This is a genomic window from Streptomyces sp. NPDC002138 (assembly GCF_040296485.1).
In the GTDB taxonomy this organism is placed as follows: domain Bacteria; phylum Actinomycetota; class Actinomycetes; order Streptomycetales; family Streptomycetaceae; genus Streptomyces.
The window spans coordinates 1-12,475 of the sequence record NZ_JBEOXE010000052.1; the positions used below are offsets into that span (position 1 = coordinate 1).

General features: G+C 74.6%; 13 protein-coding genes. 7 read left to right on the plus strand and 6 right to left on the minus strand.

The genetic code is table 11. The annotated features are described in order from the left end of the window. Positions 1-51: 51 nt before the first annotated feature. The 3 genes from ABT084_RS27970 to amaP are packed head-to-tail and all read left to right on the plus strand — an operon-like array spanning position 52 to position 1,585. On the plus strand, positions 52-435 hold the full coding sequence (locus ABT084_RS27970; RefSeq protein ID WP_351049461.1) for an Asp23/Gls24 family envelope stress response protein: 384 nt from the start codon (positions 52-54) through the stop codon (positions 433-435). Beyond that, positions 432-1,022, plus strand: coding sequence for a DUF6286 domain-containing protein (locus tag ABT084_RS27975; RefSeq protein ID WP_351049463.1), 591 nt, complete (start codon positions 432-434; stop codon positions 1,020-1,022). Before ABT084_RS27970 ends, ABT084_RS27975 begins: the two co-directional genes overlap by 4 nt. Positions 1,023-1,030: 8 nt before the next feature. Further along, complete coding sequence (gene amaP / locus ABT084_RS27980) at positions 1,031-1,585, plus strand: alkaline shock response membrane anchor protein AmaP (RefSeq protein ID WP_351049591.1); 555 nt, start codon at positions 1,031-1,033, stop codon at positions 1,583-1,585. 12 nt (positions 1,586-1,597) lie between these two features. On the opposite strand, the gene ABT084_RS27985 is transcribed toward amaP, so the two are convergent. The 6 genes from ABT084_RS27985 to ABT084_RS28010 all read right to left on the minus strand — a co-directional run bounded on the left by ABT084_RS27985 (position 1,598) and on the right by ABT084_RS28010 (position 8,048). Beyond that, complete coding sequence (locus ABT084_RS27985; RefSeq protein WP_351049466.1) at positions 1,598-2,353, minus strand: SDR family oxidoreductase; 756 nt, start codon at positions 2,351-2,353, stop codon at positions 1,598-1,600. A gap of 9 nt (positions 2,354-2,362) precedes the next feature. Beyond that, entirely contained in the window at positions 2,363-3,196 is an 834-nt protein-coding gene (locus tag ABT084_RS27990) for an SURF1 family cytochrome oxidase biogenesis protein (RefSeq protein ID WP_351049469.1), read from the minus strand. Between the two features lie 102 nt (positions 3,197-3,298). Continuing rightward, positions 3,299-3,532, minus strand: a complete 234-nt coding sequence (locus ABT084_RS27995; protein ID WP_351049472.1) for a metallothionein — start codon at positions 3,530-3,532, stop codon at positions 3,299-3,301. A gap of 64 nt (positions 3,533-3,596) precedes the next feature. Beyond that, a complete protein-coding gene (locus ABT084_RS28000; RefSeq protein WP_351049475.1) occupies positions 3,597-4,583 on the minus strand; it encodes a DEDDh family exonuclease in 987 nt (328 codons plus the stop codon). A 41-nt stretch (positions 4,584-4,624) separates the two neighbouring features. Next, positions 4,625-7,276, minus strand: coding sequence for an MXAN_6230/SCO0854 family RING domain-containing protein (locus tag ABT084_RS28005; RefSeq protein ID WP_351049593.1), 2,652 nt, complete (start codon positions 7,274-7,276; stop codon positions 4,625-4,627). A 139-nt stretch (positions 7,277-7,415) separates the two neighbouring features. Next, a complete protein-coding gene (locus tag ABT084_RS28010) occupies positions 7,416-8,048 on the minus strand; it encodes a TetR/AcrR family transcriptional regulator (protein ID WP_351049477.1) in 633 nt (210 codons plus the stop codon). A gap of 147 nt (positions 8,049-8,195) precedes the next feature. Here ABT084_RS28010 and ABT084_RS28015 point away from each other — a divergent pair, with 147 nt between their 5' ends. From ABT084_RS28015 to ABT084_RS28030, 4 genes are read left to right on the plus strand one after another with little or no spacing between them, the layout of a single operon-like run. Further along, a complete protein-coding gene (locus tag ABT084_RS28015) occupies positions 8,196-9,005 on the plus strand; it encodes an acetoacetate decarboxylase family protein (protein WP_351049480.1) in 810 nt (269 codons plus the stop codon). 1 nt (position 9,006) lies between these two features. Further along, a complete protein-coding gene (locus tag ABT084_RS28020) occupies positions 9,007-9,891 on the plus strand; it encodes an SDR family NAD(P)-dependent oxidoreductase (protein WP_351049481.1) in 885 nt (294 codons plus the stop codon). Between the two features lie 11 nt (positions 9,892-9,902). Next, the gene (locus ABT084_RS28025; RefSeq protein ID WP_351049484.1) at positions 9,903-11,189 is read left to right on the plus strand and encodes an amidohydrolase family protein; all 1,287 of its coding nucleotides are present in this window, start codon (positions 9,903-9,905) and stop codon (positions 11,187-11,189) included. After that, positions 11,186-12,421, plus strand: a complete 1,236-nt coding sequence (locus tag ABT084_RS28030; RefSeq protein ID WP_351049487.1) for an amidohydrolase family protein — start codon at positions 11,186-11,188, stop codon at positions 12,419-12,421. The genes ABT084_RS28025 and ABT084_RS28030 overlap by 4 nt, the downstream gene beginning before the upstream one ends. Positions 12,422-12,475: the final 54 nt, after the last annotated feature.

The window sequence follows — 12,475 nt, forward strand, 5'->3', positions numbered from 1 at the left end:
CCCCGCCGGTGTCCCGGCCGATACGAAAGGAGGACGGCGCGGGCGCCCGCAGTGCCCGAAAGTCGCGGAACGCGGCGCCGGAAGCCCGACGCGGCCCCCGCCGACCGGGGCGCCACCCGGATCGCCGACCGGGTCGTGGCCAAGATCGCGGCGCAGGCGGCCCGGGAGGCCCTGGCGGGTCTGCCCGCCGCCCCGCCCGCCGAGGCCGCGCCCCCGCACGCCACGGTCACCGTCCACCACGACATCGCCCGGGTCCGGATCAGCCTGGAGCTCGGCTACCCCGCCGATATCGCCGCCCAGTGCGCCGCGGTACGCCGCCAGGTCGCCCACCGGATCGAGGACTGCGCCGGGATGACCGTCCCGGAAGTGGACGTCGACGTCGAACGCCTGCACCCCGCCCAGGTCGGCCCCGCCCGACGGGACCGGCTGCGGTGACGGCGCCCGTCGAACTCCGCAAGGCTCCGGCCGAGTCGGCCGCCGCCCCGCGCTTCCGCTCCGCCCGCCGGGTCCCCGCCGCGCTCACCGCCCTCGTGGTGCTGTGCGCCGCCGGGGTCTTCCTCTACGACCTCGCCGCCGTCCGCGCCCAGCGCCCCGGCATGCGCTGGCGCCGCGAACTGGCCCGGCTGCTGGAGCGGCACGCCCCCGCCGACACCGGGGTGGTCATCGGCGGCGCCGTGCTGGTCCTGGCCGGGGCGGCGCTGCTGTTCCTCGCGGTCGCCCCCGGGCTGCGCGCGGTCCTGCCCATGCGCCCCCCGGGCGACGGCGCCGGGGTGCGCGCCGGGATCGGCCGCAAGGCCGCCGCGCTGGTGCTGCGGGACCGGGCCATGGAGGTCTCCGGGGTCCAGTCGGCGAGGGTCACCATGACCCGGTCCCGCGTCACCGTGCGCGCCGCCTCGCACTTCCGTGAACTGGACGACGTACGGGCGGACCTGGAAGCGGTCCTCGCCGTCGGACTCGCCGAACTGGGCCTGGCCCACGCGCCGCAGCCGCGCGTGCGGGTCGGGCCGGCCGGGAAGGGGTGACTCCGCAGATGCTCGGGGTGGTCAACCGGATCCTGCTCGCCCTCGTCGGGCTCGTGCTGCTGGCGGGCGGCGCCGCCGTCCTGACCGGCCACCAGCCGCTGGAGGGCCGCCACGCGCCCCTGCTGAGCGCCGCCCGGCGGCGGCACTGGCCCAGCGGGGGCTGGTGGTGGTGGGCCGTCGTCGCGGCCCTCACGCTGTGTGTGCTGCTCGCGCTGTGGTGGCTGCTGGCCCAGCTGCGCCGCTCCCGGCTCCCGGCCGTCGTGGTCGACACGGGGGACGGCGCCTTCGCCCTGCTGCGCGGCCGGGCGCTGGAGGAGGCGGTGGCCGCGGAGGCGGGCGCGCTCGACGGGGTCGCCCACTGCCGGGTCGCCCTGCGCGGCCGCCGCGCCGCGCCCGCCCTGCGGCTCGCGCTGCGGCTGGAGCCGCACGCCGTCCCCGCGGACGTCCTCGCCGCGCTGGCCGGCCCGGTCCTCGACCACGCCCGTACCTCCGCGGGCCTGGCCGAACTGCCCACGGAGGCCCGCTTCCACGTCGCGGACCACCGGGCCCAGCGCGTCAGCTGAGGGTCGTCCCGCTCAGAACCCGTGGCGGGCGCCGCCGTCGACCGGGAGCATGACGCCCGTCAGGTACGAGGCCGCGGGGGAGAGCAGGAAGGCCGCGGCGCGGCCGAACTCCTGGTCCGTGCCGTAACGGCGCAGCGGGATGCGGGCCTCGTTGGCCGCGCGGGACGCCGCCGCGTCGCCCGAGAGGGAGTCCAGCTCGCGCACCCGGTCGGTGTCGATCCGCGCCGGCAGCAGGCCGACCACCCGGATCCCGCGCGGGCCGAGGTCGACGGAGAGGGACTTGGCGAAGCCCGCGAGCCCCGGGCGCAGCCCGTTGGAGATGGTCAGCCCGGGGATCGGCTCGTGCACCGAGCCGGAGAGCACGAAGCCGATGACCCCGCCCTGGCCCAGTTCGGCGGCGGCCGTGCGGGCCAGGCGCACCGCGCCCAGGAAGACCGACTCGAAGGCCGTCCGCCACTGTTCGTCGGTGTTGTCGGCGCCCACGCCGGGAGCGGGGCCACCGACGCTGATGAGGATGCCGTCGAAGCGGCCGAACCGCTCGCGGGCGGTGGCGACGAGGCGGGCGGCGGCAGCCGGGTCGGCGTTGTCGGCGACGGCGCCGACCGCGTTCGGGCCGAGCGCGGCGGCGGCGTCGGCCACCCGCTTCTCGTCCCGGCCGGTGATGACGACCCGCGCGCCGTCGGCGGTCAGCTCGCGGGCACTGGCGAAGCCGAGGCCACGGGTGGCTCCGGTGACGACGTAGACACGGTCCTTCAGTCCAAGATCCATGCCGGTACGTTACGCCGTCGCGGGCTCGGGCTCCCCGGATCCGCCGGGTCCGGCGCCGCCGTCGGGGCTTTCCGCCGCGGCCGCGGCCTTCGCCGCCGCCTCCTCGCGGTCGCGCTTCTCGCGCCGGACCAGGATCACCCAGCCCACCGGCACGGCGGCGGTGAACAGCCACCACTGCACGGCGTAGGCCATGTGCGGGCCGATCGAGTCGTGGTCGGGGTCGGCGACCGGCTCGGGGCTGCCGCCCGGCGGGACCGGATCGGTCAGCTCCAGATAGCCGCCGAGCACCTGCTTCTTGAGGTACTCCGCCTGCTGCCCGCTGTTGATGAGCATCACCTGGCGGTCCGGCAGGCCCGCGCGGTCCCGGATGCCGCTGTCACCGGCGGTCTCGTCGGCCTTCAGCCTGCCGGTCACCGTGACCTCGCCCGACGGCGGGGCGGGCACCGGGGGATAGGCGCGCGGATCGCCGCCGCCGGGCACCCAGCCGCGGTTGACCAGGACGGCCCGGCCGTCGCCCAGCACCAGCGGGGTGACCACCTGGAAGCCGACCTTGCCGCTGTTGGAGGTCCGCATCCGTACGACGACCTCGTGCGCGGTGTCGTAGGTGCCGGTGGCGGTGACCGCACGCCAGAAGTCGGCGCGCGGAACCTCGTGCCCGGGCGAGGTCAGCCCGGTCATCGGAGCGGGCTTCGCGGACAGGTTCGCCGCGATCAGCTCGTTCTGGGCGACCTTGTGTTCATGGCGGTGGAACTGCCAGAACCCCAGCTGGATCATCGAGGGGATCAGCACGAGGGCCAGGAGGTGCAGGCCCAGCCACTGCCGGGTCAGTACGAAGCGGTACACGCCCTTGACGGTACCCCTCGCGCCGCGAGCCCCGGCGAGCGGGTGACCCGCCCGCCGGAAGCCGCCGGTCAGGCGTGGCGCCCGCCCGCGCGCGGCCGTCCGTCAGGTGCGGTCGACGACACCCACCTTCCCTTCCGCGCGGGCGCAGTGCGCCCCGCAGAACCACTGCTTGTCGACCTCGACGCCCTGGCCGATGATCTGGACCCGGCAGTGCTCACAGATGGGCGCCATGCGGTGGATGGCGCAGGAGAAGCAGTCGAAGACGTGCACCGCGCCCTGCGCGTGCACCTCGAAGGACATGCCGTAATCGTTTCCGCAAACCTCACAACGTGCCATGCGCCACAGAGTGGGACCGGACGGGCCGGGCGGGAAAGCGGTCGCCGGGCGAGTCGCCCGACGCTCACCCGTCTGACGCAGCCACGTCCCGCAGCAGCTGTGTGAAGCCGGCCTCGTCGACGACGGGGGTGCCGAAGGTCTTCGCCTTGACCGTCTTCGAGGTGGCCGAGTCCGGGTCGTTGGTCACGAGCAGGCTGGTGAGCCGCGACACGCTCGTCGCGACATGCAGCCCCGCCTCGACGGCGCGGTCCTCCAGCAGCTCCCGGTCCACCGAGGTGTCACCGGAGAAGGCGATCCGCATGCCCTGCTTGAGCGGCTTGCCGTCCTCGTACCGCCCCGGGTTCGGGTGCGGGCACGGCGGCCGCTTGCGCGACTGGCGCCAGCTGCCCGCGCCCGCGCCCCGGTAGGAGGCCTGGTGACCGATGCGCGGGGTGGCGGGGGTGTCCGACCACTCCGTCAGCGGGCGGCACTCCAGCAGCGGCAGCCGCACGCCGTCGCGGGCGGCCGCGTGCAGGGAGGGCCGGAAGGCCTCGGCCAGCACCCGGGCGTCGTCGAGCGCGTGGTGGGCGCGCTGCTGGACCACGCCGAAGTGTGCGGCGAGCGACTCCAGCTTGTGGTTGGGCAGCGGGAGGTTCAGCTCCTTCGACAGGGCGATGGTGCACAGCCGCTGACGGACCGGCGCGGTCGCCGCGGCCCGCGCGTACTCCCGGGCGATCATCTGCCAGTCGAAGATGGCGTTGTGCGCGACGAGCACCCGGTCCGCGAGGCGCCCGGCGAACTCTTCGGCGATCTCACCGAAGAGCGGCGCGTCCTGGAGCATGTCGGTGGTCAGTCCGTGGATCCAGACCGGGCCGGGGTCGCGCTGCGGGTTGACCAGCGTGTACCAGTGGTCCTCCACATTGCCCTGCGCGTCCAGCCGGTAGACGGCGGCGGAGATTATCCGGTCGTCGCGCGCGAGCCCGGTGGTCTCCACGTCGACGACCGCGTACCCCTGCGGGTAGGCGGTCGGCCAGAGCGTCTCTGCGGTCGTACGGTCGTCGAGCATGGTCACAGAGGATATCGGCCCGGACCGACAGCCGTGGCCCGACCGCCTCAGCCCAGCTCGGCGACGAGGTCCCCGGCGGTCACCCGGACGAAGTCCGCGGGGACTTCGGCGGGACCGGGAAAGAGCCGGTAGGCCGTCCCCGAACCACCCTCGGGAGCCACGCTCGCATAGGTCAGCGCGACGAACGCGTGCTTCCCGGCGGCCAGTTCGGCGGCCGCTGCGTCGGCGTCCGCGTGCGGTCGGCGCTCCTCGGGCGCCTCCAGGGCCGCGATCCGGGAGGCGAAGGCGGCCGGCTCCTCACCGTCGGCGGCCCGGTAGAGCCACAGCTCGTCGAGTCCGTCGAGTCCGTCGAGTCCGTCGAGCGGCCCGGGCCGCGGCGCCCGCCGGATCACGGCCACCTCCCGGGTCCGGGCGGCGGCCCGCCACACCGCGAGGTCCCACAGCGTCGCGCGGGTGCCGGAGCCGAAGTGCGCGAGGACGTCGCGGGCCGCGGCCCCCAGCCGGTCGCCGCCCGAGGCGTCGACGCTCTGGAAGGAGCCCGAAGGAGGCAGATGGACGTCCGCCCACAGGGCCTCGCGGGCGCCCAGGTCCACCACCATCGGCAGGTACGCCCGGGACCCGCCCGCCAGGTCGAAGCGCTGGCGCACGGTCCGCGGATCGTAGGAGGCGCCCCGCGCGCCGTCCGCCGGCAGGGTCATGAACCCCGCGAAGGCGTCGGGCAGCTCGTCGAAGGGCACGTTGTTGAAGCTGAAGACCAGGGGGACCGCGTACGCGTCCCCGTGCGCGGCGAGCTTCGCCAGGTCCAGGTCGACGTACTCGGTCGCCCCGGCGGGCGCGGGCGCCGAGGTCAGGTCACCGGAGTGCACGGCGGCGCCGTGCGGCCCGTGCGTGAGCCGCGTGTAGTCGCAGCGTCCGGTGAACCGCCAGTCGGCGTCGAAGAAGGCCACCGACAGGTCGAGGTCGGTGCGATGGCCCCTCGGCTCCGTCCAGTGCAGGAACAGCCGCAGCACCTCGCCGGGCGGCAGGCCCTGCACGCTGCCCCTCGGCACCGCGACCAGGGACCTGGCCGTATCGCGCTCGGCGAAGGGGACGGCGAGGGCGCCGAGCCCGGAGTCGATGACGGCCAGTTCGTACGGCCGCTCCCCGGGCCGGGCGAACCGCCGCAGCACCTCGCCCTCCAGCAGCCCGACGACGGCCCGCACCAGCGGCGCCGGCAGCGGCGGCCGGTCCTCCGCCACCGACTGGGCGCGCAGGACCTCCCCGCGGGGGAAGAACACCCGGCGCGCGCCGAGCCGGTCCTCGGCGCGCACGCGCAGCGCTCCGAGCGCCGACAGCAGGGGGCCGGGCCCCACCGAGGGCAGCCCGCGCTCCAGTGCCCGCGCGAGCTCCGGCACCGGGAGGTCCCCGGTGTGCAGGCGCATCAGGTGGTCGAGCCGGCGCACCAGTTCGCCCGGCCGCTGCCCGGCCAGCGCGGCGGCCGCCTCCGGGGCACCCCCGGCGAGGGCCTGCTCCAGCCGGCCGCCCCAGGTCGAGGGCCGGATCCGGGAGCCGTCCGGGTCGATCCGCACGGCGTCGGGATGCGCGGCGGCGCTCACCCGCAGGCTCGCGCCCAGCGGCCCGGACAGCGGGGTGCCGCGCAGGGCGGCGAAGGCGAGCGCGGCGCGCGGGTGCCGGGCGTGCCGCTCGAAGGGGTGCAGGGTCTCGGCCGCGCGCTTCCAGCCGGTCGGGTGCCGCAACAGGTCCTCGACGAGGTACGGGGCCGGCAAGGCGTCCAGTACGCCCAGCAGTTCGCGCCGCAGCGGGCGCCCGAGGGAGACGAAGCGGGACGGCAGCGGCAGCAGCCCCGGGTCCCCGCCGGACAGAACGGCGAGCAGCCGCAGCACGTCGGTGGCGGTGGTCAGCCGGTCGCGCAGCAGCGGCCGGACGGCCTCCCGCGCCCCGGGGTCGGCCAGGAGCGTGGCCAGGACCAGCGCCTTGGTCTCGCGTACGGGGATCTCCGCGGGGAGTTCGCCGCGCGCGGCCGGGCTCAGCGGCAGCAGCGTGACCAGGTCCTCGCGGTCCTGCGGGGAGAGCGGGGTGCGCCGGGCGAGCAGCGCCGCCACGATCGGGGCCGCGTCGGCGGCCCGGTCGGTGCCGAGCCGCAGCAGCCGGAGCGGGCCCTGCCGGGCGGGCTTGGCGGCGCCGACGGCCCGGACGGGACGCAGGAAGGGGTCGGCGGGATCGATCCGCCGGTGGCACAGGGGGCAGCCGGAGTAGTCGGCGCCGTCCCAGCACAGCCGGCACACGAGGTGGGCGCACGGGGACACCGGGAAGACGGTGCGCTGCTCTCCGCAGAGCACGCACGGCTGGTCCGCCTGCTGGAGGAGGTGCGCGAAGACCCGGTCCACGTAGAGGCGGTCGGTGTCGCGCGGCACGACCACCGGGATCACCGGGAAGCGGCGGAAGAGCGGGGTGTGGGTCCGGTCCGCGCCGAGCAGGCCGTCGATCAGGGCGACGAGGCCGCGATGGGCGTCGGCCAGTTCCCCGGACGGCAGCGCGGCCAGGGCCGCGTACAGCTCGGGGCGCAGGATGTGGCCGCGTCCCAGGAGCTCGGCTTCCAGCCTGCGCAGGGCGGACCCGCCGCCGGTGGCCCGCTCGGGCGCCGGGTCGACGTAGAAGGTCTGGAGCCGGCGCAGCAGGACGGACTCGACGGTAGCTATGGGTTCCCCTCCGCGGACGTGAAGAACGGGGGCGGAGAGTGGGCGCGCGGGTGTTTTCGGCAGGTGAGAAGGATGCGCGCCGGGGAGCCGCCCCCGTGTGCACCGATCCCATCACGGGGCGCGGCGCGGCGCAAAGCGTTTATCCGGCGGCCCCCTCCGGCGCCAGCAGGGCGCGCACCAGCGTGCGGACCGACAGCAGGAAGAGGCGTTCCGGATCGGCCGGGCGGGCCAGCGCGCGGGAGAGGGCCGGATCGTCGGGGGCGGCCGCCGGGTCCCAGACCTCCCCCTCGGCGGGGGACTGGGCGGGGGAGCGCTCCCGGTTGCGTTCGATGAGGACGAAGCCGACGATCTGGAACTGGACCACGCGGACGGCGTCCGCCGCGCGGGCCCCGCGCAGCCCCGCCGCGTGCACCTCGTGCACGAGCGCCTGCTGCGCGGGCAGGAACATCCGCTCGGTCAGCCCGCGTTCGTGCACCATCGCGATCAGGTGCGGGCGCTCGCGCAGTTCCCGGCGCAGGATCCGGGCCACCGAGACGATCCGCTCCGCCGGGGTGCGGCCGGTGGGGCGGACCGCGCCCATGTCCCGGACGGTCCGCTCGACGAGTGCGTCGAGCAGCGATTCGCGGTTGCCGACGTGCCAGTAGATGGAGGTCACCGCCGTGCCCAGTTCGGCGGCCAGCTTGCGCATGGTGAGGGACGCCGGGCCGTGCTGTTTGACCAGCGAAGCGGCGGTCTCCAGCACCTCCTCGCGGGTGAGCGAACTCCTGGCCATCGCGGTTCCCCAACTCTCCGGTTGATCTGGCGGTCCGTCAGTTCTGGTGGGTGCAGCCCTCTTTACCCTTCATCGGTGTCGGTGTAACTGTGTTACAGACCTCCCCCGGCTCCCGCCGGGGGGACCCGCTGAAGGGTGGTGCTTCCCATGGCACGCGTACGGTACGGCGCGCGGACCGAAGCCGAGATCTCGGCTTCGCGCGAGAAGAGCTCCAAGCTCCCCGACATCTGGTCCACCGGTGTGGTGGCCGTCTGGGAGAGCGATCCGGACGTGGTGGCCGCGGTGCTCCCGCCGCCGCTCAAGCCCGCCGAACGGCCTCTCGTACGGGCCAACATCAGCAAGGTCGACCTGCCCGGCTACCCGCTCGGCGCGGGCTCCGTGGCCGTCGCGGCCCGGCACGGCGGGGTCGAGGGCTGGTACCCGCTCGTCATGCCGATGACCCACGAGCGCGCCCTGACCGGCGGCCGTGAGGTGTTCGGCGAGCCGAAGAAGCTGGGCGAGGTCGCCGTCGAGCGCGACGGGCTCGTCGTCCGGGCCTCCCTCGCCCGGCACGGGATCGCCTTCGTCGAGGTGCGCGGAGCGGTGGACCGCGAGCTGCCGCTGCCCGAGCCCACCACGAAGACCGACTTCTACTTCAAGTTCCTGCCCGCCGTGGACGGCGGGGGCTTCGACGGCGACCCCGTCCTCGTGCACTGCACGCGCAACGAGAAGGTCCGCAAGCTGGAACACGTCACGGGTGACATCGTCCTGCGCGAGTCGATGTTCGACCCGGTCGCGGACCTGCCGGTGCGCCGCGTCGTCGAGATCACCATCGGCGAGAAGACCACCGACCAGAAGGGCAGGGTGGTCGAGCGGGTCAGCGCCCGGGCGCTCCTCCCGTACATCCACCAGCGCTACGACGACCCGATGCAGATCCTCGACGCGCCCCCCGAAGGATCGTCGGCGGGGAGCGTCTGAGATGCGGATCGAACCGGGACAGGTGGCCGTCGTCACCGGCGCGGCCAGTGGCATCGGACGGGCCATGGCCCGCCGCTTCGCCGCGGAGGGGATGAGGGTGGTCCTCGCCGACGTCGAGGAGGGCGCCCTGCGCGAGGCGGCCGACGAACTCGCCGCCGACGGGGCCGAGGTGCTCGCCAGGACCGTCGACGTCAGCGAGCGCGCCTCGGTGCTCTCCCTCGCCGACGCCGCCTACGAGACCTTCGGCGCGGTCCACGTGCTCTGCAACAACGCGGGCGTCGGCTCCGGCGCCGAGGGCCGCATGTGGGAACACGAGCCCAACGACTGGAAATGGGCCTTCTCCGTCAACGTCTGGGGCGTCTTCCACGGCATCCAGGCCTTCGTCCCCCGCATGATCGCGGGCGGGGCTCCGGGCCACGTCGTCAACACCTCCTCCGGCGACGGCGGCATCGCCCCCCTGCCCACCGCTTCCGTCTACGCCGTCACCAAGGCGGCCGTGGTCACCATGACCGAATCGCTGTACGCCCACCTCAAGGCGGAGGGAGCGCAGGTCGGCGCCTCCGTCCTCTTCCCCGGGCCGCACATGCTGCGCACCGGACTCTGGGAGTCCCACCGCAACCGGCCCGATCGGTACGCCAAGGAACGCCCGCGCAAGGCCCCGTACCGCAGCCTCGACCAGTACGAGGCCGCCATGAAGCAGGCCGGGCACGAGGTGCACTTCACCCCGGTCGAGGAGGTCGCCGGGCACGTGGTCGACGGCATCCGCGCCGACCGCTTCTGGATGCTCCCGGACAGCGAGCACAGCGACCGGCAGATCCGCGCCCGGTCGCAGTCGATGCTCGACCGCGCCAACCCCGCCTACCTGGAAAGCTTCATCCTCGACTGAGGGGCCTCGCAGTGAACGCGTACGAAGATCCGTATCTGATCATCTCCTCCGACTGCCACGCGGGCCTGCCGACCGAGCGGTACCGCCCGTACCTGGAGCGCCGCTTCCACCCCCGGTTCGACGAGTTCCTCGGCCAGCGCGACGCCCGCCGCGAGGAGGCCACCCGCCTGGGCATCCGTAACGAGGCCTTCGCCGAGAAGTGGTTCCACGACCACGAGGAGGGACTCAAGGGCGGCTGGGACGCCACCCAGCGGCTCAAGGAGCTCGACGGTGACGGCGTCGCCGCCGAGGTGGTCTTCCCCGACGCCGACGCGGTCGACAGCCAGACCGCCGCGCCCTTCGGCGTCGGCCTCGGCCTCTCCGGCGACCAGGACCCCGAGCTGGGCATGGCGGGGGCGCAGGCGCACAACCGCTGGCTCGCCGAATTCGTGTCCCAGAACCCGCAGCGGCACTGCGGGGTGGCCCTGCTCCCCATCACGGGCGAACCGGACCGGGTCGTCGCGGAGATCCACCGGGCCAAGGAGTCCGGGCTCGGCGCGCTGATGATCCCGTCCATGTGGGTGGACAAGGCGCCCTACCACGACCGCCGTTACGACCCCGTGTGGGCGGCGGCCGCCGAGACCGCGATGCCGATCGTCACCCACTCGGGGGCCGCGCCGCGCCACGAGTACGGCGACCACCTCGGGATCTACGTCTCCGAGGTCACCTGGTGGCCCTCCCGCCCCCTGTGGTTCCTGCTCTGGTCGGGGGTCTTCGAGCGGCACCCGGGCCTGAAGTTCGGGGTCGCCGAGTCCGGCTGCTGGTGGCTGCCCAACCAGCTGTGGTTCATGGACCGGCTCTACCTCGGCGCGCACGGCGGCAAGAAGCTCTCGCCGTTCGCGGAGCTCAAGCGCCCGCCCAGCGAGTACCTGGACCGCCAGGTCTTCGTCTGCGCGACCAACACCAAGCGCCGCGAGCTGGCCCAGCGCTACGAGATCGGCGTGGACAACATCCTGTGGGGCTCGGACTTCCCGCACCCCGAGGGCACCTGGCCGAACACCCGGACCTGGCTGAAGAACACCTTCCACGACATCCCGGTCGAGGAGACCCGCCGGATGCTGGGGCTGGCCGCCGCCGAGGTCTTCGGCTTCGACACCGCGGCCCTCGCCCCGCTGGCCGCCCGGATCGGCCCGACCCCGGCCGAGCTGGGCCAGTCCGCCGACCAGGCGGCCGTCGAGGCCTCCTGGTCCCGCTCGCGCGAGACCGGCCGCCACTGGCTGACCGGCGGCGACTTCCCGGTGCTGGGGGTGAACGGATGACGGGCTCCGAGGACCGGTACACGGTCATCTCGGCGGACTGCCACGCGGGCGCCGACCTGCTGGACTACAAGCCGTACCTGGAGAAGCGCCACCACGACGAGTTCGACGCCTGGGCCGCCGGGTACGTCAATCCGTACGAGGACCTCCTCGCCGACACCGCCGACCGGAACTGGAACTCCCCGCGCCGGCTGGCCGAGCTGGAGGCGGACGGGATCGTGGCGGAGGTGCTGTTCCCCAACACCATCCCGCCCTTCTTCCCCAAGGCCTCCCTGATGGCCCAGCCGCCGACCGCCGCCGAGTACGCGCTGCGCTGGGCCGGGCTCCAGGCGCACAACCGCTGGCTGGCCGACTTCTGCGCGGACGCGCCGGGGCGGCGGGCCGGGGTGGTCCAGATCCTGCTCAACGACGTCGACGCGGCGGTCGCGGAGATCCGGCGCACCCGGGCCGCGGGCCTGACCGGGGGGATCCTGCTGCCGGGCGTCCCGCCGGGCTCGCCGGTCCCCGAGCTGTACTCGGCGGCGTACGACCCGATCTGGGCGGTCTGCGACGAGCTGGACGTCCCGGTCAACCACCACGGCGGCTCCGCCTCGCCGCCGCTGGGGGACGAACCGGCGGCCCGCGCCGTCTTCATGGTGGAGACCACCTGGTTCTCGCACCGCGCCCTGTGGCACCTCATCTTCGGCGGCGCCTTCCGCCGCCACCCGGGCCTCAAACTGGTCCTGACGGAGCAGGGGTCCGGCTGGATCCCGGGCGTCCTGGAGATGCTGGACTACTACCACGGCCGCCTGGTGAACTCCGCGGCGAAGGCCGCCACCGCCGAGTCCAAGTTCGGCGCGGGCCTGGCGGATTCGATGGGCAAGGGCCCGAGCGAGGTCTGGCGGGACAACTGCTTCGTGGGCGCGAGCTTCATGCGCCCCCACGAGGTGCCGCTGCGCGGCCGGATCGGCCTCGACAAGATCATGTGGGGCAGCGACTACCCCCACGACGAGGGCACCACCCCCTTCTCCCGCGAAGGCCTGCGCATCGCCTACGCGGGCCTGCCCCGGGAGGAGGTGGCGGCCATGGCCGGCGGCAACGCGGCCCGCGTGTACGGCTTCGACCTGCCGTTCCTGGACGCGCTGGCCGCCCAGCACGGCCCGCTCGTCTCGGAGATCGCCGAACCCCTGACCGAGATCCCGCCGCAGGCCACCAGCCCGGCCTTCGCCCGGGGCGCGTCGGTGCGCGTCTGGTAGCGGCGCCTTCCCCGCCGGGCGGCCCGGGTCCCGACCGGGCCGGGGCGCCCGGCG

Excerpts from the sequence above, each read along its gene's own strand:
- amaP (WP_351049591.1), top strand. The coding sequence starts at position 1,031 with ATGCTCGGGGTGGTCAACCGGATCCTGCTCGCCCTCGTCGGGCTCGTG.
- ABT084_RS28020 (WP_351049481.1), top strand. The coding sequence starts at position 9,007 with ATGCGGATCGAACCGGGACAGGTGGCCGTCGTCACCGGCGCGGCCAGT.
- ABT084_RS27995 (WP_351049472.1), bottom strand. The coding sequence starts at position 3,532 with ATGGCACGTTGTGAGGTTTGCGGAAACGATTACGGCATGTCCTTCGAG.
- ABT084_RS28010 (WP_351049477.1), bottom strand. The coding sequence starts at position 8,048 with ATGGCCAGGAGTTCGCTCACCCGCGAGGAGGTGCTGGAGACCGCCGCT.
- ABT084_RS27985 (WP_351049466.1), bottom strand. The coding sequence starts at position 2,353 with ATGGATCTTGGACTGAAGGACCGTGTCTACGTCGTCACCGGAGCCACC.
- ABT084_RS28030 (WP_351049487.1), top strand. The coding sequence starts at position 11,186 with ATGACGGGCTCCGAGGACCGGTACACGGTCATCTCGGCGGACTGCCAC.
- ABT084_RS28015 (WP_351049480.1), top strand. The coding sequence starts at position 8,196 with ATGGCACGCGTACGGTACGGCGCGCGGACCGAAGCCGAGATCTCGGCT.